Annotated in this window: 24 protein-coding genes; 18 read left to right on the forward strand and 6 right to left on the reverse strand. The window is 51.5% G+C overall.

The features are described from left to right. The first annotated feature begins 7 nt into the window (after positions 1-7). The 9 genes from C772_RS06830 to C772_RS06870 are packed head-to-tail and all read left to right on the forward strand — an operon-like array spanning position 8 to position 6,661. Positions 8-751 (forward strand): 2-phosphosulfolactate phosphatase, encoded by a 744-nt coding sequence (locus C772_RS06830; protein WP_008298536.1) that lies wholly within the window; start codon positions 8-10, stop codon positions 749-751. Continuing rightward, complete coding sequence (locus C772_RS06835) at positions 748-1,779, forward strand: phosphotransferase family protein (protein WP_008298537.1); 1,032 nt, start codon at positions 748-750, stop codon at positions 1,777-1,779. The genes C772_RS06830 and C772_RS06835 overlap by 4 nt, the downstream gene beginning before the upstream one ends. Then, on the forward strand, positions 1,776-2,168 hold the full coding sequence (locus C772_RS06840) for an FAS1-like dehydratase domain-containing protein (RefSeq protein WP_008298538.1): 393 nt from the start codon (positions 1,776-1,778) through the stop codon (positions 2,166-2,168). The genes C772_RS06835 and C772_RS06840 overlap by 4 nt, the downstream gene beginning before the upstream one ends. After that, the gene (locus C772_RS06845) at positions 2,165-2,530 is read left to right on the forward strand and encodes a MaoC family dehydratase (protein ID WP_008298539.1); all 366 of its coding nucleotides are present in this window, start codon (positions 2,165-2,167) and stop codon (positions 2,528-2,530) included. Before C772_RS06840 ends, C772_RS06845 begins: the two co-directional genes overlap by 4 nt. Continuing rightward, positions 2,527-3,426 (forward strand): NAD(P)H-dependent flavin oxidoreductase, encoded by a 900-nt coding sequence (locus C772_RS06850; RefSeq protein ID WP_008298541.1) that lies wholly within the window; start codon positions 2,527-2,529, stop codon positions 3,424-3,426. The genes C772_RS06845 and C772_RS06850 overlap by 4 nt, the downstream gene beginning before the upstream one ends. Further along, positions 3,419-4,249 carry an enoyl-CoA hydratase-related protein gene (locus C772_RS06855; protein WP_008298543.1) on the forward strand — a complete coding sequence of 277 codons (831 nt, stop codon included), beginning with the start codon at positions 3,419-3,421 and terminating at the stop codon, positions 4,247-4,249. Before C772_RS06850 ends, C772_RS06855 begins: the two co-directional genes overlap by 8 nt. Next, positions 4,246-5,013, forward strand: coding sequence for an enoyl-CoA hydratase/isomerase family protein (locus C772_RS06860; RefSeq protein ID WP_008298544.1), 768 nt, complete (start codon positions 4,246-4,248; stop codon positions 5,011-5,013). Before C772_RS06855 ends, C772_RS06860 begins: the two co-directional genes overlap by 4 nt. A 4-nt stretch (positions 5,014-5,017) precedes the next feature. Then, a complete protein-coding gene (locus tag C772_RS06865) occupies positions 5,018-5,890 on the forward strand; it encodes a 3-hydroxyacyl-CoA dehydrogenase family protein (protein WP_008298546.1) in 873 nt (290 codons plus the stop codon). 18 nt (positions 5,891-5,908) lie between these two features. Then, entirely contained in the window at positions 5,909-6,661 is a 753-nt protein-coding gene (locus C772_RS06870) for an SDR family NAD(P)-dependent oxidoreductase (protein ID WP_008298547.1), read from the forward strand. A 187-nt stretch (positions 6,662-6,848) separates the two neighbouring features. On the opposite strand, the gene C772_RS16340 is transcribed toward C772_RS06870, so the two are convergent. Both C772_RS16340 and C772_RS06875 read right to left on the reverse strand, forming a co-directional pair. Further along, entirely contained in the window at positions 6,849-7,685 is an 837-nt protein-coding gene (locus C772_RS16340) for an HNH endonuclease signature motif containing protein (RefSeq protein WP_008298549.1), read from the reverse strand. 273 nt (positions 7,686-7,958) lie between these two features. After that, positions 7,959-8,819 (reverse strand): glycerophosphodiester phosphodiesterase, encoded by an 861-nt coding sequence (locus C772_RS06875; RefSeq protein WP_008298551.1) that lies wholly within the window; start codon positions 8,817-8,819, stop codon positions 7,959-7,961. 480 nt (positions 8,820-9,299) lie between these two features. On the opposite strand from C772_RS06875, the gene C772_RS06880 reads away from it, so the two are divergent. The 8 genes from C772_RS06880 to C772_RS06915 all read left to right on the forward strand — a co-directional run bounded on the left by C772_RS06880 (position 9,300) and on the right by C772_RS06915 (position 17,424). Continuing rightward, entirely contained in the window at positions 9,300-11,930 is a 2,631-nt protein-coding gene (locus C772_RS06880) for a Cna B-type domain-containing protein (protein ID WP_008298552.1), read from the forward strand. 14 nt (positions 11,931-11,944) lie between these two features. After that, positions 11,945-13,675, forward strand: coding sequence for a SpaH/EbpB family LPXTG-anchored major pilin (locus C772_RS06885; protein ID WP_008298554.1), 1,731 nt, complete (start codon positions 11,945-11,947; stop codon positions 13,673-13,675). A 77-nt stretch (positions 13,676-13,752) separates the two neighbouring features. Next, the gene (locus C772_RS06890) at positions 13,753-14,592 is read left to right on the forward strand and encodes a class C sortase (protein ID WP_008298556.1); all 840 of its coding nucleotides are present in this window, start codon (positions 13,753-13,755) and stop codon (positions 14,590-14,592) included. Beyond that, positions 14,579-15,259 carry a class C sortase gene (locus C772_RS06895; protein WP_008298558.1) on the forward strand — a complete coding sequence of 227 codons (681 nt, stop codon included), beginning with the start codon at positions 14,579-14,581 and terminating at the stop codon, positions 15,257-15,259. Before C772_RS06890 ends, C772_RS06895 begins: the two co-directional genes overlap by 14 nt. An 81-nt stretch (positions 15,260-15,340) precedes the next feature. After that, a complete protein-coding gene (locus C772_RS06900; RefSeq protein WP_008298561.1) occupies positions 15,341-15,550 on the forward strand; it encodes a hypothetical protein in 210 nt (69 codons plus the stop codon). A 146-nt stretch (positions 15,551-15,696) separates the two neighbouring features. Further along, a complete protein-coding gene (locus C772_RS06905) occupies positions 15,697-16,608 on the forward strand; it encodes a hypothetical protein (protein ID WP_008298562.1) in 912 nt (303 codons plus the stop codon). Continuing rightward, entirely contained in the window at positions 16,589-16,795 is a 207-nt protein-coding gene (locus C772_RS06910) for a hypothetical protein (protein WP_008298564.1), read from the forward strand. The genes C772_RS06905 and C772_RS06910 overlap by 20 nt, the downstream gene beginning before the upstream one ends. 113 nt (positions 16,796-16,908) lie before the next feature. Further along, positions 16,909-17,424 carry a YfiT family bacillithiol transferase gene (locus C772_RS06915; protein WP_008298566.1) on the forward strand — a complete coding sequence of 172 codons (516 nt, stop codon included), beginning with the start codon at positions 16,909-16,911 and terminating at the stop codon, positions 17,422-17,424. A 59-nt stretch (positions 17,425-17,483) separates the two neighbouring features. Here the strand turns inward: C772_RS06915 and C772_RS06920 are convergent, their stop codons facing one another. Continuing rightward, positions 17,484-17,744, reverse strand: a complete 261-nt coding sequence (locus C772_RS06920; RefSeq protein WP_008298569.1) for a hypothetical protein — start codon at positions 17,742-17,744, stop codon at positions 17,484-17,486. Between the two features lie 222 nt (positions 17,745-17,966). Here C772_RS06920 and C772_RS16655 point away from each other — a divergent pair, with 222 nt between their 5' ends. Further along, positions 17,967-18,125 (forward strand): hypothetical protein, encoded by a 159-nt coding sequence (locus C772_RS16655; protein WP_008298570.1) that lies wholly within the window; start codon positions 17,967-17,969, stop codon positions 18,123-18,125. 103 nt (positions 18,126-18,228) lie between these two features. Here the strand turns inward: C772_RS16655 and C772_RS06925 are convergent, their stop codons facing one another. The 3 genes from C772_RS06925 to C772_RS06935 all read right to left on the reverse strand — a co-directional run bounded on the left by C772_RS06925 (position 18,229) and on the right by C772_RS06935 (position 23,585). After that, on the reverse strand, positions 18,229-19,947 hold the full coding sequence (locus C772_RS06925) for an S-layer homology domain-containing protein (RefSeq protein ID WP_008298572.1): 1,719 nt from the start codon (positions 19,945-19,947) through the stop codon (positions 18,229-18,231). A 132-nt stretch (positions 19,948-20,079) separates the two neighbouring features. Then, positions 20,080-21,795, reverse strand: a complete 1,716-nt coding sequence (locus C772_RS06930) for an S-layer homology domain-containing protein (protein ID WP_008298574.1) — start codon at positions 21,793-21,795, stop codon at positions 20,080-20,082. A gap of 143 nt (positions 21,796-21,938) precedes the next feature. Then, positions 21,939-23,585 (reverse strand): S-layer homology domain-containing protein, encoded by a 1,647-nt coding sequence (locus tag C772_RS06935; RefSeq protein ID WP_008298575.1) that lies wholly within the window; start codon positions 23,583-23,585, stop codon positions 21,939-21,941. Positions 23,586-23,682: the final 97 nt, after the last annotated feature.

The following is a 23,682-nucleotide window of genomic DNA, read 5'->3' on the forward strand; positions in this document are numbered from 1 at the left end:
GCATTCCATGAGAAAAATCCATGTGGTTCCGCAAAAGGAAACCATTGATCCCGAGAAAATAACGGATTGTGTGGCGGTGGTCTACGACGTGTTCCTGGCCACTTCCACGATCCTGTTTTTGCTGGAAAAGAATTATGGGCCGGTCACGGCGGTGGAGAACGAGGCGGCGGCACGGGCATTCCATGCTTCCGCCCAAACGCCTGCTGTCATGATCGGAGAATCTGACGGAGACCCGATCGAAGACTTCCTTTATCCGGACCCCCAGCAGATCGGCCCGGCAGAAAGCAGTGAACGGGCGGTGTTCTGTTCGACCAACGGCACGAGGGCGCTCGAGAAGGCGAAAGGGGCAAAGGAGCTGCTGATCGGATCGTTGCTGAACGGGCGCTCGCTCGCCGCCTATATCGCCGGACAGACGGAAAGCGACTCGATTGTCATCGTCGCCGCGGGCAACGCCGGCAGGCTTTCGGTGGAGGATATGGTGGGCGGGGGCCATCTGATCGATGAGCTCCTGAAGCTGGGTGATTATCAGCTGTCCGACGCTGCCGTGATCGCCCACCGCCTTTATGCCGAGTCGGCGAACGCGGATCACCGCGATCTCCTGGATGTCGAGACCTTCCATCTGCTGGAGGCGAAAGGGTTTCCCGATGCGGCGGAATATGTGATCAGACACAAAGACCGGGTACCGGTCATTGCACGGTATTCGGCAGAAGAAAGAGGGATTGTGAAATTACGAAAAGGGGTGTTTCCATGACCGTCCAAACATTTTATATCAACTGGGAACCGCTTGAGCAGCTGCTTAGGGATAAGATCGATCTTCCGGAGGAGCCGCTCCGCTACGAGAAATTCTCCGAAGGCTACTCGAACATGACCTATCTCCTGAAAGTGGGGGACTGGGAAGGCGTCATGCGCCGTCCGCCTGGCGGGCCGCTTCCGCCGCGCGCCCATGACATGGAGCGGGAATTCACGTTGCTCAAAAAGATCAACCCGCTGTTCCACTACGCGCCGAAGCCCTACCTGCTCCATGAAGACGAAGCAATCATGGACAAACACTTTTATGTGATGGAGAAAAAGGAAGGCGTCGTCGTCGACGAAACCTTCCCGGAGCGCTGGGGAAGCTCCGAGATCGTCGGTCCCAAGCTGTCCCGCAATCTGATCGGCACACTGATCGAACTGCAGCAGGTGGACTACAAAAAGGCAGGCCTTGAGAAGATGGGCAAACCGGAAGGGTTCATGGAGCGGCAAGTGAACGGCTGGATCCGGCGATATGACGCCGCGAAGACCGAAGATATCCAAGGCATTGGAGAACTCGAAGAATGGCTCAAGCAGGCCGTCCCGCTCAACCCGGAAACGACGATTGTCCATAACGACTTTAAGCTGAACAACATCGTCATCGATACGGATGATCCGTCAAGGACGACAGGTGTCCTCGACTGGGAACTCGCCACGATCGGCGACCCGCTCAGCGATGTCGGCTCGGCACTTGCTTACTGGGGAAGCGCCCAGGACCGGGACATGGGCATCAATGCGGTTTCAAGCCTGCCCGGATTTTATTCCAGAAGGGAATTCACGGAAGAATACGCGAAAAAAAGCGGCAGGGACATGACCCGCATCGACTTCTACCTGGCATTCGGCTTCTACAAGCTCGCGGTCATCCTCCAGCAGATCTACAAACGGTGGGCAGACGGCACGGTGGAAGACGAGCGGTTCGGCACACTGAACGGGGCGGTCCGGAACCTGATCGAGATGGGCCACGACGCCCGTGCGGGGAAACTGCTGTGACCACGGTCGGATTCGAATTCGACTACACCCCGCTTGTCCTGGAGCCGGAGGTTGTCCGGACCTTCTCCGAAAGCGTCGGATACAGCGGCCCCGGACTGCCGCCGACGATCTACTCGGCCGCCCTCTACAGGGGAGAGCGGAATCTGTACACCTTCCTGGATGAACTGGGGCTTGGCGAGGCGCACGTTCTCCATGTGGAGCAGCAGTTTGAAACACTCCAAGAGCCGGAAGAGGGAGAAACCCTCCGGATGACTTCCCGGGTGGTTGGGGACGAGCAGAAAAAGAAGTGGCGGATTTTAATAGTAGAAACGTCGATCCGCTCCGACGCTGACGAGGTCGCCAAGGCTCAAATGACCTACTTCTGCAGGAAAGGGGGCGATGCGGAATGACCCTGCAGCAGCTGATCATTCCCGTCACCGTCACGGCAGAACAGATTGTGGAATACGGCCATGCAAGCGGTGACCTGAATCCGATCCATATGGACCCGGAGGCGGCAAGGGCGCATGGTTACCGTGACCGCATCGCCCATGGCCTGCTCATGATGGGCATCTGTTCGTCACAGATCACGGAAGCCCTCGGCAAGAAGCCGGAGCGGCTGTCCGCCAAGTTCAAAGACATCGTCTACCCGGATGATCCCCTCCAGTTGGAACTGGAGACGACATCGGACGGGGCAGGGACCGGCAGCCTGACCGGCCAGGACGGTACGGTGAAAATCGCACTGGAATTCGGACTCAAAGGAGGAAACCCATGAACCTGCCTGTTATCGTTTCCCCCATGTTTCTCGTCTCGAACCCGGCGATGGTCGTCGAGGCATCCCGCAATGGACTAATCGGATCGGTTCCATTACTGAATGCCCGTACCCGGGAAACATGCGAAAAGTGGCTCAGGGACATCAGTTCCGAACTGATCAGCGGCGAGCCGTGGGCGGTGAACTACATTTCCCATAAGACGAACAAGCGGTTTGAAGAAGACCTTGAACTCATCAGGGAATACGAGCCGCCGATCGTGATCGCCTCTCTCGGACATCCGGGACGCGTCGTTGAGGCGGTGAAATCCTACGGCGGCAAGGTGTACGCGGATGTCGCGACACTGAAGCATGCACGCAAATCCGCGGAAGCCGGCGTTGACGGACTGATCCTCGTCTGCGCCGGAGCGGGCGGTCATGCCGGGAAGCTGAACCCGTTCGCCTTCACACAGGCGGTCCGGGAATTCTGGGACGGCACGATCATTCTGGCAGGCGCCATTTCGACAGGAAAAGACGTCCTTGCTGCACAGACGATGGGCGCCGACTACGCCTACATGGGCACTCGTTTCATCGCGACGGCAGAAAGCAGCGCCCCTCAGGAATACAAGGAGATGCTGGTGGAAGCTGGTCCCGAGGACATCATCTACACCGATTCCTTCAGCGGCGTCCATGCCAACTACCTGATTCCGAGCCTGCTGAAAAACAACATCGACCCGGCATCGCTTAAGCCGAGGGAAGACGTGGACCTTGCCCATATGACCGACGCCAAAGCGTGGCGGGACATCTGGTCGGCCGGCCACGGCGTGACCGCCGTCAAGGAAGTCCAGACAATGGCGGACGTGATCGGCCAGCTGAAACAGGAATATGAAGAAGCGCTGAAAGGTGTGACCCAGCTTGTATGAAACGATTTCCGTAGAGACGAAAGCCGGCATCCGGACGATCTTCCTCGACCGGCCGGAGGCGATGAATACATTTTCCGAGAAGATGATGGAAGAACTGATCGATGCCTACACGAAAGCGGGCGGGGATGACGACGTCCAGGTGATCATCGTGACCGGCAAGGGACGCGCCTTCTGCGCGGGGATGGACCTCTCGCAGGGGGATGACGTGTTCACATCCACCGAGTCCTTTGATGACTTCCGGGACACCGGCGGCCGTGTCAGCCTGGCAGTTTACCGACTCAACAAGCCGGTCATCGCCGCGATCAACGGTGCCGCCGTCGGGATTGGCATCACGATGACACTGCCGATGGACATCCGCATTGCGGCACCTGCCGCCAAAGTCGGGTTCGTCTTCGGGCAGCGCGGCATCGGGCCGGAAGCGGCCAGCGGCTATTTCCTTCCAAGGCTCGTCGGCCATGCCAAGGCACTGGAATGGGTCTACACCGGCCGGATTTTCCGGGCAGAGGAGGAAAAAGACAGCGGGCTGTTCCAATACATCGAAGCCGATCCATACGCGCGCGCCGTACAGCTGGCGGAAGAGATGATCGGGAACACGTCACCGGTTTCAAGAGCGTTCTCGAGACAGCTGTTTTATTCGATGGTCGGCAGCAACCACCCGGAAGAATCCCATCTTGCCGAATCAAAATTCCTTCATTGGATCTCGGATTCCCCTGACGTGAAGGAAGGCATCGCTTCATTTAAAGAAAAGCGGAAAGCCAACTTCCCGATGCGGGCCGGTGACCTGCCGGACTTCTTCAAGGAAAAGAAAGGAGCAGGCGTATGACGGTACAAATTGAGCAGGAGGGCGCGGTATTCACCCTTACCATCAGCAATCCTCCGATGAACACGCTGAATGCGGACGTGCTTCGGGAACTGGACGAGGCCATCACCAAAATTGCGGAGGACGATTCGGTCCGGGCACTGATCATTACAGGAGAAGGCGACCGGGCATTTGTTGCGGGAGCGGAAATCAGCGAGTTTCTGGGGCTGGACGCGGAAACCGCCCCGGCACTTCTCGGCAGGGGCAGCGGCATTTTCCGCAGGATCGAGCAGTTGGAGATCCCGGTCATTGCCGCGATCAACGGCTATGCCCTCGGCGGAGGGCTGGAACTCGCACTTGCCTGCGACATCCGCGTGGCCACGACCAAGGCGAAAGTCGGCCTGCCCGAGGCGAAGCTCGGCATCGTTCCCGGTTACGGCGGCACGCAGCGGCTCAGCCGGATTGCGGGACCGGGAACGGCAAAAGAACTCATCTTCACCGGCCGCATGCTGGATGCCGAAGAAGCCCGGCGCCGGGGCATCGTCGAGGCGGTCACGGAGGGGGAAGCCCTGGTCAAAGCACGGGAAATCGCCGAAGCCATCACGAAAAACGGCCCGCTCGCGGTATCCGCTGCCAAGCGGGCCATCGACGAAGGGGCGGCGCTTCCGCTGGATAAAGCACTCCAACTGGAAACCGCCGTCTGCAGCCCGCTCTTCGGGTCGGGGGACATGCGGGAAGGGGCCACGGCATTTCTCGAGAAGCGGCAACCACAATTTACGGGGAGGTAATGAGATGAAGGTAGGGGTAATCGGAGCAGGCACGATGGGGAATGGCATTGCGCAGGTGTTTGCACAGCACGATCATGAAGTGGTGTTGTGTGACCAGTCCGGGGAAGCGCTTGAGCGGGCCAAACAGACGATGGAAAACAGCCTGAAGCGGATCTACGGCAAACAGGGCAAGACGGATCAGGACATTGCGGACACACTGGCAAAGATTTCGTTCACGCTCGATATCGAAACGCTCAGCGACCGGGAGTTCGTCGTCGAGGCGGTCGCGGAAAAAATGGAGGTGAAGCTGGAAGTGTTCCGGAAGCTGGATGCCATCTGTCCGGATGAAGCACTCCTCGCCACCAACACTTCGGGACTGAGCGTGACCGAGATCGCCGCCTCAACAGGGCGTCCGGACAAAGTGGTCGGCACCCACTTCTTCAACCCACCGCCGATCATGAAACTCGTCGAAGTGGTGACGGGTGAAGAGACATCCGAGGAAACGGTGAAGGCTGTCCGGGAAATCTGCGGATCGATCGGGAAAGAAACGATCCAGACCGTCGACTCCCCGCTGTTCATCGTCAACCGGATCCTCGTCCCGATGGTGAACGAAGCGATGTTTGTCTACCAGGAGGGCCTTGCGTCAAAAGAGGACATCGACAAGGCCATGAAGCTCGGCACGAGCCAGCCGATCGGCCCGCTCGCACTGGCCGACCTGATCGGACTCGACACGCTCCTGTTCGTGTGCGAGACGCTTCTTGAAGAAACGGGCGACTCCAAATACCGCGTCCCGCAGATTCTCCGCAAGAAAGTCCGCGCCGGCCACCTCGGCAGAAAAACAGGGCGCGGCTTCTATGAATACGAGCCGGCAAAAGAAAAGCAGGCATCGCTCACGTAACAGTCGGGAGGTGAAAACATGTTTAACCTGACCGGAAAAACCGCCCTGATCACCGGCGGCAGCAAGGGGATCGGCCTTGCGATGGCCGAGGCGCTCGGCAAACAGGGCGCCAACATCGTCATCACAGGACGGGGGGAAGACGCCCTGTCTGCGGCAAAAGAACAGCTCGGCTTCTCAGGCATCCGGGCAGAAGCAGTCCAGTCCGACGTCACGGACCGTATCAGCATCGAGTCGGCAGTCGCACATGCGGTGGAGCAGTTCGGCTCACTCGACATCCTCGTCAACAACGCCGGCATGAACATCCGGAAGCCGCTTGTCGAAGTCGAAGAGGAGGACTGGGACCGCGTCGTCGACACCAACCTGAAAGGCATCTTTCTCGCCGGACAGGCCGCCGCCCGGCAGATGATCCGGCAAAAGCGCGGCAAGATCATCAACATCTCCTCGATCTATGGACTCGTCGGCGGTCCCAACCAGACGAGTTACGCCGCCAGCAAAGGCGGCATCAACCAGCTGACACGTGTCTGGGCCGAAGAACTCGCCCCACACGGCATCCACGTCAACGCCATCGCACCCGGCTACATCCAGACCCCGATGACCGCGTCGTTCCTCGAAGACAAGGAACGCACCCAAAAACTCATCGGCCACACGATGCTCGGTCGCCTCGGCGAGCTAAAAGACCTCGCTGGCCCCGTCGTCCTCCTGGCATCCGATGCATCCAACTACATCACCGGCCAGATCATCAGCGTTGATGGCGGATGGTCGGCGAGATAATCAGTTTAATCAATCCCCCAGCTGAGGCCGGGAGCTCTTGTCTAAGTCAAGATCAGTATGATAGGGGTTGAGAATATCGGGACTGCCTGGGGTAGTCCCGATTTCTTCAGTAATAATAATTTCGTCATTTATCTAGCTAGAGAACCCTCAAAATTTTCATTTAAACCACAATCTTTCAAGTAGTTTACTATTCATTTCCCCACTTAAGAAATTCATCATCAATATTCCAAAATGGTACATGTGTTGTACTCGTATCTGTATTTCTATCACTTTTTATAGCATTGCAATCTGAACATAATAATTGCATATTTGAAGCATCATTAGTTCCAAAAAGGCTCAAAGGTACAATATGGTCAATATTAATAGTACTATCCAGTGTAACAACTCCTGTCAAGTCACGACGACAAATGACGCATTTCCCTTTATCTCTATGGAAAACAGCCTTTTTAAGCCAAACCGGAAAAGCCAATCTTCTTATCCTCCCTCTAGCTGTAACATTATCAGGGTATTTTTCTTTAATTTCGTCAATATTCTTTTCTATAAATTCAGCTAGTTTTAAATTAAAATCGTGAAGGAATTTTCTATCTTGAAAAACAAATTGGAAAGCAGAATGGATAACAATTTTATCAATTTCAGAAGCCATACTTTTAGCGTATTCTTCCCACTTATCAATTCTTCTTGCACATTCGCACTCATAATGATTATCCTCATCTTCACAATTATGAAAATCAGGTTCTTGCAAATCAGGTAACAAATTTACATCTGTTAATAACCTTTTTAGATATGCAAAAAATTCTTCCTTACTTTCTGCTCCTCTAACATTATCTATTTCTTCATAACTATCTTGAAAACAATTTAATAGATAATGAATAGCGCTCGTCCTATTAGCTTTAACCACAACATTAATAATTTCTTCCCCAAAAACATCAAAGAAGACTTCAGATTCACTCCAAAAATTTATTATTGTCCATCCTGCAAGTCCAGCTCCAGAACTCATTGCTAAATGTTGTGGTGTGCTAGTCAATTTTTTGTTCACCTCATGAAGTATGATTGATTAATTATATCACGCACGAAATAAAACAAATTAAATCATTGCTAGTATTGTATCCACTATACCTATTTTTTAAAAACGGAAGCGAAAGGTTTAGTTGCCTCCGAGAAACATATGAATGACTAAACCGCGACGCATATGACGATACTGAGCCCGCGAATAACGAAACCAAAGCCGCCAATGACCGCGCCATACCGCATATAAAAACAGGGCCGCCCGCAGGCGACCCTGTTTTCCTAATCCAACTCACTTGCTCTTAACCGGGTGGTGGTAAACATGCTCCGTGTAGTCGGTGATGATGCCGTCCACGCCGAGGTCGAACAGGCGGAGGGCCTGCTCCTGCGAGCGGGACGTGTACGGATAAATCTTCATGTCCGCCTCGTGCACGTCAGCCACCAGGTCATGTGTCACGATGTTCATGTTCGGGTTAAAGTAATCCGCGTATGTAGCAAACTCCGCCAGCTGCTCTTCCGTTACATCAGCCCAGCTTGCACCGGCGAGTACGCCATGAGGGACGTTCGGCAGAAGCTCCTTGGACGTCTGCATCGATTCATGGTTGAACGACTGGATGATGATCTTTTCATTGTTCGGGCGGTGCAGGTTGCGCTCCATCAGCGCTTCCGCGACCTTTTCCTCGATTCCAGGATACAGTTCCGGTGCCTTCAGTTCGATCAGGATGCCGACCTTGCCGCGGAACGCATCAAGGATCTCTTCGAATGTAGGGACTTTCTCGCCTGCAAACTCCGGACCGAACCAGCTGCCCGCATCCAGCTGACGGATCTCTTCAAATGTCAGGCTGCCCACTGCGCCCGTGCCGTTCGTGGTGCGGTCGACAGTCGTGTCATGGATGGCGATCAGTTCGCCGTCCTTCGTCATCTGGACATCGATCTCAATATAGTCCGCCTTCATTTCGAACCCTTTATGGAACGCCGCCATTGTGTTTTCCGGCGCGTGTCCGGAAGCCCCGCGGTGTGCCACGTTGATCATCTTCTGCTGCTCCTGCTTGGAAACAATGCTGCTGAGCTCTGCCGGTTCCGCCGCTGCAGTCCCCGCAAACGAACTCATCGCGATTCCCACTCCTGCCAATACAGTTACAATCCGCTTCATCCAAACCACTCCTTGTCCTTTTGTCGACTCCAGTATAGGAATCGAATATGAAGCAGACATGAACAGAATATTAATAACCGATTGAGGTCAAAGAAAGTATTTTAATAGAATATCAACAATGAGCCCCCGGAACCATGTGGCCGGGGGCTTATTTCCTATGTAATTGCGGCACTACCGGGCTCTCACCCCGGCCGGAGCGGCGCGTATTTGTTTTCCACTCTCCGTCAAGAGTGCCCATGCGCGCAGGACAAGGCGGTGCCGCGGCCTTGTGATAAAACCAGTCTATGCATTTCGCAAATTGTTTATTCACCATTTGGGTAGGGATTAAGATTCATTTACTTTCCTGATTTCAGAAAATATAAATTACTCTATTAGGTCATTTTTCCTTTCTATCTCGCATAAATATAGTTTTGTGCAGGAATTAAGGACCAGTATAAGAGAGGTCTGCGCATAAACTCGGATCGAAAGGAGGGAACTTGTATGCGGAAATTGAGGGGGCTTTCGGTCATGCTCTGTGTGCTATTGGCCCTGCAGCTGGCGATTCCTTACTGGACCGGGGCTTCAGCGGGCCAGACGGACGATCCGGGGAGAGTACAGGCAGAGCTGATTGATCAGTCCCCGGAATCCGTGAAATGGCGGATCACACTCAATGCATCCGGTACGGAATTTGAAGGATTCCGCGCCGCCATCCGCCTTGGCGCAGGACTGGTTCCAGGGACAGTGACGAATGACGAAAATGCCCAGGTCAGCACGACTTCGGATGGCTATGACGTAGAGGCGGGTCCCGGCAATGGAAGCATCAGGCTGGACATAACCGCCGCCATCAGCGACCCGAATCTATCAGTCTATGAGATTCGTGCAACTGCCTCGTATCCTGACGGGGAATTCAAGGCAAGCCATCAGGCGGAAGCCATCAAGCCGGAAATTCCTGAGCCGGAGCAGGAGGCCGCACCGGAAGAAGCCGATGATCCTGCGGAACAGCCTGCAGAGGAAGACCCAGGAGCCCAGCCGGAAGGTGAACAGGCGGATTCGGAATCCCCTCCTGCTGATAGCCGGGACCAGCCGGCTGAAGAGCCATCGGAGGGAGCGACCGAGGACCAGGATGTCCCGGTCGAGCAACCGGCCGAACAACCTGAATCCCCTGCCGATCAACCTGCTAATTCTTCGGATGCGCTTGAGGCACAGCCGGAGGAAGAGGTGGTCGAGGAACAGGAGCCCGCTGATCAACCGTCAGCACCGGTTGTCATTGACGACAACTGGCCGCCAAAAGATGAAGAACAGGTACCCGCAGACCAGCCGCCAGCTCCTGTCGTGATCGACGGCACGACCGACTGGCCGGCGGAAACCGAGCCTGACGGAGTCGTGCCGGATCCGCCATCGGCACCGGTGGTAATCGATGATTTGATCATCCCGGATGAATCGGACGAAACGGAAGAATCTGCCGAACAGACGGAAGAGGATACACTCACCGAACTGCCGCCACCTAAAGCCGGCCTGGCGGCTGCCACCGGCCAATACACTCCCGATCCGAATGCCATCATTGTGCCGACCCGTTTGGAAGGCGTCTCTACTAATGCTCATACTCGACCGGTGCTTATGTGGGTTAACAGTGGATTGGTACATGTAGCCGTAAAGTCTACACATCGCCTTGAGTACATGGAGCTGGTTGGCGTTAGGAATACAACCTTTGACCGATATAATGCACAGATTTCAATAACCGTCGGTGATGATGAGTTCAAACCAGATGGGCTTAACGGGAACACTAATGATGCACACTGGACAGTCTTCAAGTTTTTCGCCGATGACCTGTTCCTTAAGGACCGAACAAATTATCCGTTTTTCATAAAAGGAATCGGCGGCGGCCACGATGTGCGCGACAATTTGGTAGTCACACTACCAGTAGCCGACGTAACAGCGAACAAAAATTGGGTCGGGGGTAAGGAACACCCGGCAATTAACCTTCAACTGATTGCACAGGCAGAAGGCGAAGCCCGTAGAATTATTGGAGCGGAGAAGGTAGACGGAACGGAAACACCTGCCTGGTCAAACACCTGGCTACAAGTCCCCCAATATAACCCGTTCGGAAGGCCATATGAGTTTACTGCAGATGAAGTAGAGGTTCCAGTGAACTATGTGAAGACCATTAAAGGCACGACCGTCACAAACACCTATGATCCTGTAAAACGAACCATCAAGGTTGAGAAGAAATGGATCGGACCGGCCGGAGAATCAGCTACGGTCCAGCTGATGGAAGATGGAGCGGACACAGGCCAGACAATCACTCTGAGTGAAGCCAACAACTGGACCGGGTCATTCTTCGTAAATAAGTTGGACGACAAGAGTGGCGCTGAAATTGCCTATGACGTAGAAGAATTGGAACTGGACGGTTATTCAACAGTCAAGACCGGTTCGATGGAAGAAGGCTTTATCTTCACGAACACAAGCACCTCAACCACGCAGGTGGATGTCGTGAAGAAGTGGGTAGGACCTAAAGCGGGTCCCGTTACAATCCGGCTGCTCGCCGATGGGAAAGTGACAGAACAAACACTCGTCCTGTCTGAGGAGAATAGCTGGGCTCAGTCATTCACCGACCTCTCAAGGTACCATTCGGTGACGGGAGAAGAGATCGATTACTCGGTTGAGGAACTTCAAGTTCCCGCTGAATATGTGGTCAGCTACAGCATCGACGAACAGGGAGCATTCATAGTCACCAACACGGCCCAGGCCGCCATGCTCACTGTGCTCAAAGTCGATGAAAGCGACCAGCCGCTTGCAGGTGCAGAGTTCGAACTGCGGGATGCAGACGGAGAAACAGCCGGTACCGGCACATCTGACAAAGACGGAAAAATTGTCTTCGGGAATCTCGAGTGGGGCAGCTACACACTGGTTGAAACCAAAGCGCCCGATGGCTATCGTCTGTCGGCTAAACTGATTGAAGTAACAATCGGCGCCGGTTCGCTGAATGTCGAGAAGAAAGTGGTCAACACCCGGATCGGATGGGAACTGCCGAACACTGGGGGAATGGGCACGACACTGTTTTACGGTGCCGGAGCGGTCCTGATGGCGACCGCGGGATTCATGCTGTTCAGAAGAAGAGATGAAGAAGAATGAGAGGGGAATTGAGAATGGCTGTGTCCAAGAAAAAGAAACTGAATCTCGTTTTTGTATTCGCATTGTTGGCAGCGCTGTTTTTCCCGCAGATGGCTTTGGCGGTTACACCAATAGGAGATCCAAGTAATCCGACACTAACCATCCAAAAGTTTGAGCAAGAGCCGGATACAGGAGCAGGCCTAGAAGGGACCGGTATGCCGGTAGAGATTATAGGTAAAAAGGTTCAAGGGGTCACCTATGAAATAACTCAGACTCACTCCTTTAATCCTGAAGACAATGAGTGGAGTGAATTTAATGGTGATACTATCGAAGGAACCACGGGTGCAGATGGGATTGTAGTCTTCTCAAATTTGGAGCTTGGCCGCTATGAGATAGTAGAAGTGTCCGGCCCTGACCATATTCTTCTCAATAAAGAACCTTTCTATGTGGACATTCCGATGACAAACAAAGAAGGAACAACTCTTAACTATGACGTGCATGTTTATCCGAAGAACGAAACAATTCGTTCGAACGTGGAGCTGAACAAGGTTGGTGAAGATGAAAACCCACTTGATGGGGTATCTTTCAAACTTTATAAATTTGGCGGAACTCCAGCAACAGATTTGGAAGGAAATGAAATCCCAACACTAGTCACTAAAGATGGCGGAAAGATTAATGTTTCCGGTCTTGCTGCGGGCAAGTACTACTTCCAAGAAACAGGGGTGCCAGCGAAATACGCTCTGAACAATACGGAAATCGAATTTGAAATCAAGAAAACCAGCGAAACTCGTGACGGAATCACTGTAGAGTGGACTCCTGAACCTGGTTTCGTCAATGACGGGGTCGTAACTAACTACTACAGCCCTGAAATCAAAAAAGACGCGAATGGCCAACAGCATCTACGAATTAACCGCGATACCGAATTTGACTACAATCTGACCATCAAAATTCCAGGTGACATAGGGAAATATAAAAAATTTGTAGTGACAGATAATCTCGATCCACGTCTTGCTTACACGGGTACATGGGATGTGAGCGAAGGTGCTTCCAAAGAAGACTTCAAATTTACGCAGGATGGTCAGTTGCTCACTTGGGCGGTGGAGGACTTTGAAGGCTTGTCTGGTAATGAGGAAATAATAATAACCTTCAAAGCAAAAATCCTTCCGGATGCTGTAATAGACAAAGAAAAAGAAGAAGGCATCGAAAACACCGCAAAACTAAACTTTGACAACGACAACGGCTGGATTAAAGAAGTTGATTCTGGAGAACCGCCGATTGTAACTCCTAATGATGGAGGGATGCAGGTCATCAAGATGGACGCCACTGACAACACCAAGTTGCTTCCGGGGGCAGAGTTCCAGCTTACGGATAAAGAAGGTAACGTAATCGACGTATCGGATACTTCCGTGAGATACAACGGGAATCCAATCGGCCAACTGAAAAATCTGGTGACCGATGAAGACGGTCAGTTTAAAATTACCGGCCTCACCCCAGGTACGTACTATCTGGAAGAAACAAAAGCACCGACATACAAAAATGATAAAGAGGAAACAAAATCGTACCGCCTCCTTGCCCAGCCAGTTAAAGTTACGATTCTACACGGCGAGCCCACTAAGGTGGAAGTGAAAAACTCCAAATCCGACTGGCTCCTGCCGACAACGGGCGGTATTGGTACGGTTCTGTTCACATCCGGCGGCCTTTCGCTGATGTTGGCAGCAATGGTGCTCTATGCCCGCCGACGCAAGTCGGAATCCAACGCAGCTTAATGGACCTGAATGGGGGAGAGATTCTCCCCCATTTTTTATCATTTTAAAAATTTCCTTATGATAGGACGGGAAGCGCTGTGAAGAAACATCTATTTCTTATTTTATTTCTAGTGGGTTTGGCCATCTTTTCCTATCCTATGATAAGCAATATTTTTTCAACGAAGGCCCATCAGTCGGTCGTCAGGGAATACGAAGAGACGGTGAAAAACCTGGATGCGGAACGGATCAGGGCTGAAAAGGAAAAGGCCAACCAATACAACCGGCAGCTTGCTGGTGTTCAGACGGATTTTGTCGATCCTTTTTCCGAGGGCGGAGGCGGCGAAGGGGACCGGAGTTACTATGACGCGCTCAATATCGGCCCGGCCATCGGGTCCGTGGAAATTCCCAAGCTCAACGAGGAACTTCCTATTTATCATGGAACGAGTGAAGAGGTGCTGTCGCAGGGCGTTGGCCATCTGGAAAAGTCCTCTCTGCCTACAGGCGGACCGGGCACACATAGCGTGCTTACTGCGCACAGGGGCCTTCCTTCCGCCAAGCTGTTCCGGAACCTAAATGAATTAACCGTTGGAGATCGGTTTTATATCCGGGTACTCGGTGAAACACTGGCTTATGAAGTCAGTCACACAGATATTGTGTTGCCGGAAGAAACGGACTGGCTCCAGATGAATGAAGGGGAAGACCTTGTCACACTGCTGACTTGCGACCCATATATGATCAACACGCACCGCATGCTGGTCACAGGCAAGCGGATTCCATACGAACCTGAAGCGCTTGAAGTAAGTGCCCAGCAACAAGCGGAAGATAACGACCAGTCGTGGATTTACTATGCATCCACCGCAGCACTGCTCGTTCTCACAATCGCACTAATCGTGTACCGCAGAAGAAAGAAAAGGATGAAAGCTCATGAAGAAGCATAAATGGCCCCTCCTTTTATTTCTGGCAGGCCTCCTCATCCTCCTCTACCCGCACATCGCCCAGTTCATCAACAGCCAGATGCAGCGCAGCCAGGTGGAAGAGTTCCGGACCGCCCTGGACGATCTGCCTGATGACGATGTGGATGACCTGTTGGACCGCGCCCGGCAATATAATGAAGAGATCTCCCGTGACCTGGAAGGGCTCCGGGATCCGTGGGGCGACCACCAGGAGCTGATGACGACCTATCATGATCTCGGATTCGACGATAAGAACATGTTCGGCGCCATTGAAATTCCGAAGCTGGAGTTGTGGATTCCGATCTACCTCGGCTCGTCGGAGGCCGTCCTCAGCAAGGGGGTCGGGCAGGTCGAAGGCTCCTCTCTGCCGCTTGGCGGAAAAAGCACGCACACGGTCCTCGCCGGCCACCGCGGGATGAGCACGAAGGCGATGTTCCGGGATCTGGACCAGCTGTATCCGGGTGACGTCTTCTACATCCACACAATGGGGGAAACGCTTGAGTACCGGGTCACCGAACAGGAAGTCATCTATCCGACCGACACCGATTCGCTGGAAATCCGGGAGGGCAAGGACCTGGCCACCCTGCTGACCTGCCATCCGTACCGGCACAACTACCAGCGGCTGCTGATCCACGGGGAGCGGACGGGGTAGGGCTTTCTGAGTCATCCGCCCAACCGCCACCCCTGACAAACGCATAGGATGCACTTGATTCCCTATAAAAGGAGAGATCTTGTGGATCCGAGATTGGCCCAGCTTCTTCAGATGACGAGTTTGTATGGAACATTGGCGAAGTTTTATGAACACAGTGACCCGGAAAAACATATTTATTTCTATAAGAAACATATCCAGTACGAGATGCAGCTGGTCCAGATGTATTGGGCGTTGCATGGCCATGACCACCAGGAAGCCTATTCCTGGGATGAGCAGCATTATCACGGTTAACTGAACGGAATCATCTTTGAAGGAGCCGAATTTGGCTCCTTTTTGCTGTTTTCAGGCGTAATCCATCCTGTGTAAAATCAGGCAGACGACAGCGGAGAGAACGGAAGGGCGTCTGCATACAATGGCTACTAAGGGGTGAGGAACCGATGTGGAATGCCTTCTGGACGACCCGGCTGCGGCCCTTTTTGACCCGGTATTTGCCGCTGACGATTTACTTCGCCGGGCTGCTGTTTTTGCTGGGGGTCATTTTCCGCAATGTGCTGGCGTTCGATGGCGTCAGGGAGTTTACCGAGGCCGAGCTGGAGAAGTTCAGTCTGTTGAAGCTGTCCATCGTGGCGATCGGGGATTCGCCTGAGCTTCAGAAGATCACGGTCAGCGCCTGCCTGATTTTGCTCTGGATCCTGTTTTTTGTCGTCGCACGCCTTGGCATGAAGAACCTTCAACGGCTGAAAGTCATGAACTTCGAAATGGAAGCGGAAAGTCCGGAGAAGAAGATCGAAGTGCTGAAGGGGGAAGTGGAGGGGTCCATCCAGCCGGCGAAGCTGATGAAGTTCTTTTCGGGGCAGGAAGTGTATGACTTCGTATTTGAAGTGCTGCTTGAGGAAAGCTTTCAGCCCGTGGACCGGATGCGCCCGATCGGTGAGGTGTACGAATCTCTTTTGTCCGGTTATCTTGAACAGACGGCCGACCAGTACCTTCAGCATTACGGGAACAGCTTTGATTATGAAATCATCCATGGGTCGGAGGCGGAATCGCTCTCCAAGCCCATGACGCTTCTCGTCAACAAGGCCCGCCATTCGGCTGAATCGGTCTTTGTGAACCGGGAGGCGGACATCTGGCCGAAAAAGAACACCTTCATCCACCGCCACGTATTCGAGGAGGAGGAGTACTTCACGATCCTCACCAGCTACGCCTATGCATTCCGCACGAGCGATGACTTCCTGTTTTCCGTGCTGCACAATACCATCATCAGCAACATCGACCGCGCGCTCCACGTCATCACCCTTTCACAACATCTGTTAGAGGAGGAGAGTCAGAATGAGAAATCGCCGCATTAATAAAGCCTTTATGGAAGCGGCCTCCCAAAGGGCGCAGCAACAGATGAAGTCGCATATGGACCGGTTGAGTGACCAGGGTTACGCCCGGTCATGCCGAATCGACCCGAGACTGGCTGAGACCACCAAGCTGCCGGATAATGACGGAGCGGTGCTGGACATCAAAAAGAGAATCCGGAAAATCAACTGATGGGCATGCACTGAAAGGTGCATGCTTTTTAGTTTGCAAGAGCCAACCCTGTCCGGTATATTGAAGGTTAATGGCAAAATATTTAGAAATAAATACGGAAAAGGGGTTATCGCATGGATGTGAAGTTCCCGATCGGCCAGCTGGACGTTCCCGAAAAGGTCACGCTAAACGACGTACAGGGGTGGCTGGAGGAGATCAAGACGTATACGACCCGGCTAAGAGAAACGGTCGACTCCCTAAGTGAAGAGGAACTGGGCCGGAAATACCGCGAGGGCAGCTGGAATGTCCGCCAGCTGGTTCACCATATTGCTGACTCCCAGCTGAATATGTACCAGCGCCTGCGTCTCGCATTGACAGACAACAGCCCGACCGTGCCCGGATTTGACCAGGATAAATGGGCAGTCCTGCCGGATACCGAGCTCCCGGTGGAACCTTCCATTAAAATGCTGGAAGGGCTCAATGAGCGCATTGTCGCCCTCGGCCAAAGCATCACCGAAGACCAGCTGGACCGCTCATTCATCCACGAGACAAACGGCGAAATCAAAGTCGCCACGAAGCTCAGAAAACTCTCCTGGCATCAGGAGCACCACTTGGAACATATCAAGATTGCATTGGAGAATCCTGCATAATCCTCATCCTAATAAGGCCGACCGGCTCCCGGTCGGCCTTCACGTTTTTATTCTGGTCATCAATAGCGATGCGGTTTGAGAAAAATCCGTCCGTCTTCCGCCGAATCCACTTTATATCTTCCGCCGAAGGCAAGGTAGATGCCATCAAGCGCGGCAAGGTTGGTAATGACCGTCCGCTCTGCCAGGAGCACACGGAAATGATCGAGCGTCGGCCCGTCTGCAGTCCGGATGTCGACGCCCTTCGCGGAATAGGCGATCGATCCTGTGACGGTCCGTTCCCATTTGTCATGCGACAGCCTGGTGAATTTAACTGGTTTCAATCCATCACCTCTATACAGTTCACGATCATCACTTTGAATTCAAACTTCTATTCCCTTTTTGGCTGCTTCGGCAAACTTGGTAAAAGTAAGGGGAAATGCTAGCCCACCCTCAATGAATAAGTCGAGTGTTTAGAAAGTTAATTAATTTGTCGTTTTGGATTTTTATTTCCAAAATCGGGTAATGAATAACCATACATCGTTCCAATAAAGGAGGGAGGGACCATGGAACAGAAAGAACGAACCCCTGAAGTGATGATGTTCTCTTATGAACTGCTGCGCCTGTACAGCGACCGGATCCGCTGCCGGGATAAAGAAGTACAATCCAAAATTACGGATGATATTACACTTCTGAAACAGGCATTAAAAGAATCCGTTGCTTAATACAGAAAAGCATGCGCTGTTTTAGCGCATGCTTCTTAATGTATAACGATTAATAGATGCGATATTGAAGTCCCTGAGCCTATCATAATAGACCTTCAAAAAATCACTCATTAATCTCTGCTGGTTCGAGTGGTTCGACTATGAAAATGTCATCCTTGGTGACCGTGATCGTTGCTGGGGCCACTACAGGATTTTTGTTTACAGAATCATCCGTGAGAACTAATGCCTCGTTGTCTTTCCCTTCCGGAACAACAGTAATTGTAGAGGTGTGGTTGATATCCATCTTTGGGAATTCAATATAAACTTGCCCGTTTTCTTCTACCCCTAGGCTAGTAATATTCACTTCTGTACCGTCCACGGTAAGGACCAGATCATCCTGCTTGTGTAGAGAGTTATAACCCTCTAATATAATCAAGCTTACAATCAGGTCGTAGTCGTTCTCGTGGGTAAGGCCATTGCGGTTGTAATATAAAGGTGCCAGTTTTTCAGAGAATGTGAGCAGCATGGCATCAGTGGTTTCGGTATCCGAAGAGTAAACGACATACTGACCGGAGACGAGTGTCGGTGGTACATTATCGTGAAATTTTCCATTCACAGTAAAGTTAATGGGTTCTTCAGCACCGTTATTTGCCTCCTTGGCATTATTAGCAAAAATGTCGCCGGATTTGGTTTTAACGTTTTTGGAGAATTCAATGGTATACTCGGTATCTTTAAGGATTTTCTCAGGTGCTTCAAGAGTGATCGTCATTCCGCCGTTTTTAAGGAGCTCAATCGTCGTGCCTGAAGGCATGGGCCCGCCATTAAACGTATAATTGGAAAGATCCAGGGCGGAATCACTTAATTCTTCAGATTCAAATACGATGACATTGTTGTTGGCATCGACTGAGACAGGTTCAGTGTATGTAGGTTTCTTTACGACCACCTGAACAGACGCCATCAGATCAGTGTCGACCACGTCTCCTGTGATGGTATAGGTCTCGATTTCATCTGTGGCCAGGTCGTTCGTGTTCCATTCCACAGCCTTGGTCGTTGTCACGCCGCTTTCGAGTGTCACGCCGACTGTTTCCGGGAGTTCGGGAGTTTCACCTACCGTGATGGTGATGTCATCCAGAGAGTGAACCGATTCAACCGGGAATGGATACGGGCTCTGAGGATCCAGTCCTTCCGCCACTTTATAGGCACGGACCAGGAACGAGGCAAACTGTCCGCGGCTGGTTGATTCAAACGGACGGTAGGGATTGGCGTTGGAGATGCCATTTTCATAGATCGTCTCAATTGATTTGGCGTAGCCGGACTGATCGGTGTCTGAAATCCCCGGGTCACCTTCCTGATCTTCGAAACCGAATGCCCGCACGAGGACTTCGGCAATCTGATCGCGTGGCATCAATTTGGAAGCATTGAGCTTGTTGTTGGCTCCTTTAAAAATCCCTGCTTCTTTTACGATCTTCGAATAGGTGACCAGTTCTTCGTCAACCCAGTCATCAGGGACATCTGTAAAGTTTTCGACCTCTGAGATGTTGTTCGCTTCTACATATTCTTCAAGCGTCAATCCGCTCTTGGCAACCACGTATTTGCCGAACGCTTTTGCGACGTTTCCGCGGTTCAGCTTCTGGTCCGGCTTGAACGTCGAGTCTCCATACCCTGTCATGATTCCCAATGCACGTGCTTCCAGGATCGTTTCATAGTGTGAACTCGATGTCGGAACATCCGAGAACTTTTCTGGTGTTTCTGCCGGAGCCGCCGCTACGGGCACAATCGCGGAGCCGACCAAAGCCGAAGCTGCAGCGAACACTGTAGCTTTTTTGGATGTCTTTGTTTTCAAGAAAAACAACCCCCTTTATGTAATTTGGAACCTGAATCCTACTACAGAAAATTATACCATTTTATTTGCCGTGATTGAGATACATAAAAGACAACTCAAAAAGAAGAGCCGCCCAATAGGCAGCTCTCACACTCATTCAGCTTCTTCTTCTGGTTCCTCTGCTGGTTCGATTACCACAACATTATCTTTTGTAATCGTCTTGGTTGCCGGAGCGACTGCGGGATTTTTCGCTACAGAATCATCTGTAATAACCAACATTGCGTTGTCTTCGCCTTCCGGAACAATGGTGATGGTGGAAGTTTGGTCAACTTCCATAGGCGGAATCGATAGATAAACTTTACCGTCCTTTACCGATGGATTATAAGTGTCAATCTTTTTACCGTCTACTGTGAAGATTAGGTCATCACGACTGTTGTAAGAAAGATTGGAGTTGTAGGCTTCCCAATATTCAAACCAAGGGTCCTCAGGATATTGGCTGACATACTCATAATATAAAGGTGCCATATCCTCAGAAAATGTCAGCTGAATGGTATCTGTAATCTCCGAATCCTCAGAAGGAATAACATAGTCTGCAGAGACTAATGTCGGCGGTACATTTTCCGCAAACGTACCAGGGATTTTAAGATTGACCGGTTCTACCTCACCGTCTTCTCCAACAATGAGTTCATCGATTAATAAACTGCCGGATGCAGTTTTAACATTCTGGATTTCCAATATATATTCAAAGTCCTCGGTAACTTCCTGATCCGTGGGAAACTCAATAAGCATCCCGTATTCGCTTGTTTTAATTTTCGTGCCAGGGGGCAGGGGACCGCCGTTAAACTTGTAATTAGAAAAATCGAGGGCAGAATCGCTGAGTGGCTCTGTATCAATTTGGATTGTATTTGGGACACCAGGTCGAGTGAAAATTGTAACAGCGTATGCATAAGTAGGCTTATTGACGACCACCTCGACAGATGCCGTAAGGTCCGTATCGGCAACGTCTCCTGTGATGGTATATGTACCAATTTCATCCGTGGCAAGATTGTTGGTGTTCCACTCCACAGCTTTGGTCGTTGTCACGCCGCTTTCGAGCGTCACGCCGACGGTTTCCGGAAGTTCAGGCGTATCACCAACCGTGATGGTGATGTCCTCTATGTCGTGAACCGATTCAACCGGGAATGGATATGGGCTCTGAGGATCCAGTTCTTCTGCCACTTTGTAGGCACGGACCAGGAACGAGGCGAACTGCCCGCGGCTGGTTTGGTTAAGTGGATGATATGGATTGGCGTTGGATACACCATTTTCATAGATGATCTCGATCGACTTGGCATAACCGGATTGTTCGGTATCCGAGATTTTCGGGTTACCTTCCTGATCTTCGAAGCCGAATGCACGTACCAAGACTTCTGCAATCTGATCGCGCGGCATCAGATTGGAAGCATTGAGTTTGTTGTTGGCTCCTTTGAAAATGCCGGCCTCTTTGACGATTTTCGAATAAGTCACCAATTCACTGTCAGACCAGTCGTCAGGAACGTCTGTGAAGTTTTCGACTTCCGAGATATCGTGCTCTTCGATGTATTCTTCAAGCGTCAACCCGCTCTTGGCAACCACGTATTTGCCGAACGCTTTCGCGACGTTCCCGCGATTCAGCTTCTGATCCGGCTTGAACGTTGAATCGCCGTAACCGGTCATGATGCCGAGTGCACGTGCTTCCAGAATGGTTTCATAATGCGAGCTCGACGTCGGAACGTCCGAGAACTTGTCTGCCGTTTCTGCCGGAGCCGCCGCTACGGGCACAATTGCAGAGCCGACCAATGCAGAGGCTGCAGCAAACGCTGTAGCTTTTTTATATGTATTTGCTTTCAAGAAAAACAACCCCCTTTATGTAATTTGGAATCGGAATCCCTCTAATGAAAATCATACCACTTCTCTATGAATATTGGAGTGGTTAAGAAGATCGGGTTTACTTTCAAATAGCAAGAAGAGCCGCCAAATGGCAGCTCTCAATCTTATTCAGCTTCAGCCAGTTCCTCGGCTGTTCCGATTACGACAACATCATCTTTAGTAATCGTTTTTGTTGCTGGAGCTACTACAGGATTTCTTCCAAGGGAAACATCTGTAATTCCTAATCTCTCATTGTTTTCCCCTTCCGGGACAATGGTGATTGTCGATGTTTGATTAATATCCATTGTAGGGATTTCAATGTAAATTTTACCATCACCATCGTAATAAACACTTTCATGATTGACTTCTGTGTCCCCCACTTTGAAGGTAATATCATCATCCCAGTCTTGTGGAATAAGCATCGCATCTTCAGAGAATGTAAGTTGAATGGTATTTGTGATTTCAGCGGCCTCAGAGGTAACCACATAATCCGCGGAGACTAATGTCGGCGGTACATTTTCAGCAAACGTCCCAGGGATCTTAATGTTGACCGGCTCTACCTCACCGTCTTCTCCAATAACGAGTTTTTCGATTAAATAACGTCCGGATACAGTTTTAACATTTTGGATTTCCAATATATACTCAAAATCCTCGGTAACTTCTTGATCCGATGCAAGTGTAATGAACAAATTGGCCTTTTCGCCAATTTTAATGGTTGTCCCGGAAGGCAGGGGGCCGCCATTAAACTTGTAATTGGAAAAGTCGAGGGCAGAACCGGTCAACGCTTCTGTATCCACGACAATTGTATTCACTTCATATGGGTGAGGTCCGTATGTTACAGGGAAAGAGTAGGTTGGCTTCTTGACGACTACCTGAACAGATGCCGTCAGGTCCGTATCAGCCACGTCTCCTGTGATGGTATAGGTACCGATTTCATCTGTCGCAAGATCGTTCGTGTTCCACTCCACAGCTTTTGTCGTTGTCACGCCACTTTCGAGCGTCACGCCGACTGTTTCCGGAAGTTCAGGCGTTTCTCCTACTGAGATTGTGAGATCTTCCACATCGTGAACCGATTCAACAGGGAATGGGTATGGGCTTTGCGGATCCAGGCCTTCTGCCACTTTGTAGGCACGGACCAGGAATGAGGCAAACTGTCCGCGGCTGGTTGATTCAAGCGGACGGTAGGGGTTGGCGTTGGAGATGCCATTTTCATAGATCGTCTCAATTGATTTGGCGTAGCCGGACTGATCGGTGTCTGAAATCCCCGGGTCACCTTCCTGATTTTCGAAACCGAATGCCCGCACGAGGACTTCCGCAATCTGGTCACGCGGCATCAGTCTGGAAGCACCAAGCTTGTTGTTGGCTCCTTTGAAGATTCCCGCCTCTTTGACGATTTTCGAATAGGTAACCAGTTCCTCGTCGACCCAGTCGTTAGGGACATCTGTAAAGTTTTCGACCTCTGAGATGTTGTTCGCTTCTACATATTCTTCAAGCGTCAATCCGCTCTTGGCAACCACGTATTTGCCGAACGCTTTTGCGACGTTTCCGCGGTTCAGCTTCTGATCCGGCTTAAACGTCGAGTCGCCATACCCTGTCATGATTCCCAATGCACGTGCTTCCAGGATCGTTTCATAGTGTGAACTCGATGTCGGAACATCCGAGAACTTTTCTGGTGTTTCTGCTGGAGCCGCAGCTACCGGAATAACAACTGAGCCGACCAATGCAGAAGCTGCAGCGAGCGCTGTGGCTCTTTTATATGTCTTAGATTTCAAAAAGAACAACCCCTCTTATGTAATATGGAACCGCAATCCCTCTAAAGAAAATTATACCACTTCTCTATGAGTATTGAGGCAGGGGGAAGGACTCTGA

Origin of the sequence: Bhargavaea cecembensis DSE10, assembly GCF_000348905.1 — a bacterium.
Taxonomy (GTDB): Bacteria; Bacillota; Bacilli; order Bacillales_A; family Planococcaceae; genus Bhargavaea; species Bhargavaea cecembensis.

What these genes read in the sequence shown, in the direction of transcription:
- C772_RS06830 (WP_008298536.1), top strand. Translation starts at nt 8, where the DNA reads ATGAGAAAAATCCATGTGGTTCCGCAAAAGGAAACCATTGATCCCGAG.
- C772_RS06915 (WP_008298566.1), top strand. Translation starts at nt 16,909, where the DNA reads ATGGATGTGAAGTTCCCGATCGGCCAGCTGGACGTTCCCGAAAAGGTC.
- C772_RS16655 (WP_008298570.1), top strand. Translation starts at nt 17,967, where the DNA reads ATGGAACAGAAAGAACGAACCCCTGAAGTGATGATGTTCTCTTATGAA.
- C772_RS06885 (WP_008298554.1), top strand. Translation starts at nt 11,945, where the DNA reads ATGGCTGTGTCCAAGAAAAAGAAACTGAATCTCGTTTTTGTATTCGCA.
- C772_RS06845 (WP_008298539.1), top strand. Translation starts at nt 2,165, where the DNA reads ATGACCCTGCAGCAGCTGATCATTCCCGTCACCGTCACGGCAGAACAG.
- C772_RS06895 (WP_008298558.1), top strand. Translation starts at nt 14,579, where the DNA reads ATGAAGAAGCATAAATGGCCCCTCCTTTTATTTCTGGCAGGCCTCCTC.
- C772_RS06910 (WP_008298564.1), top strand. Translation starts at nt 16,589, where the DNA reads ATGAGAAATCGCCGCATTAATAAAGCCTTTATGGAAGCGGCCTCCCAA.
- C772_RS06905 (WP_008298562.1), top strand. Translation starts at nt 15,697, where the DNA reads ATGTGGAATGCCTTCTGGACGACCCGGCTGCGGCCCTTTTTGACCCGG.
- C772_RS06835 (WP_008298537.1), top strand. Translation starts at nt 748, where the DNA reads ATGACCGTCCAAACATTTTATATCAACTGGGAACCGCTTGAGCAGCTG.
- C772_RS06850 (WP_008298541.1), top strand. Translation starts at nt 2,527, where the DNA reads ATGAACCTGCCTGTTATCGTTTCCCCCATGTTTCTCGTCTCGAACCCG.
- C772_RS06875 (WP_008298551.1), bottom strand. Translation starts at nt 8,819, where the DNA reads ATGAAGCGGATTGTAACTGTATTGGCAGGAGTGGGAATCGCGATGAGT.
- C772_RS06860 (WP_008298544.1), top strand. Translation starts at nt 4,246, where the DNA reads ATGACGGTACAAATTGAGCAGGAGGGCGCGGTATTCACCCTTACCATC.
- C772_RS06865 (WP_008298546.1), top strand. Translation starts at nt 5,018, where the DNA reads ATGAAGGTAGGGGTAATCGGAGCAGGCACGATGGGGAATGGCATTGCG.
- C772_RS06870 (WP_008298547.1), top strand. Translation starts at nt 5,909, where the DNA reads ATGTTTAACCTGACCGGAAAAACCGCCCTGATCACCGGCGGCAGCAAG.
- C772_RS06880 (WP_008298552.1), top strand. Translation starts at nt 9,300, where the DNA reads ATGCGGAAATTGAGGGGGCTTTCGGTCATGCTCTGTGTGCTATTGGCC.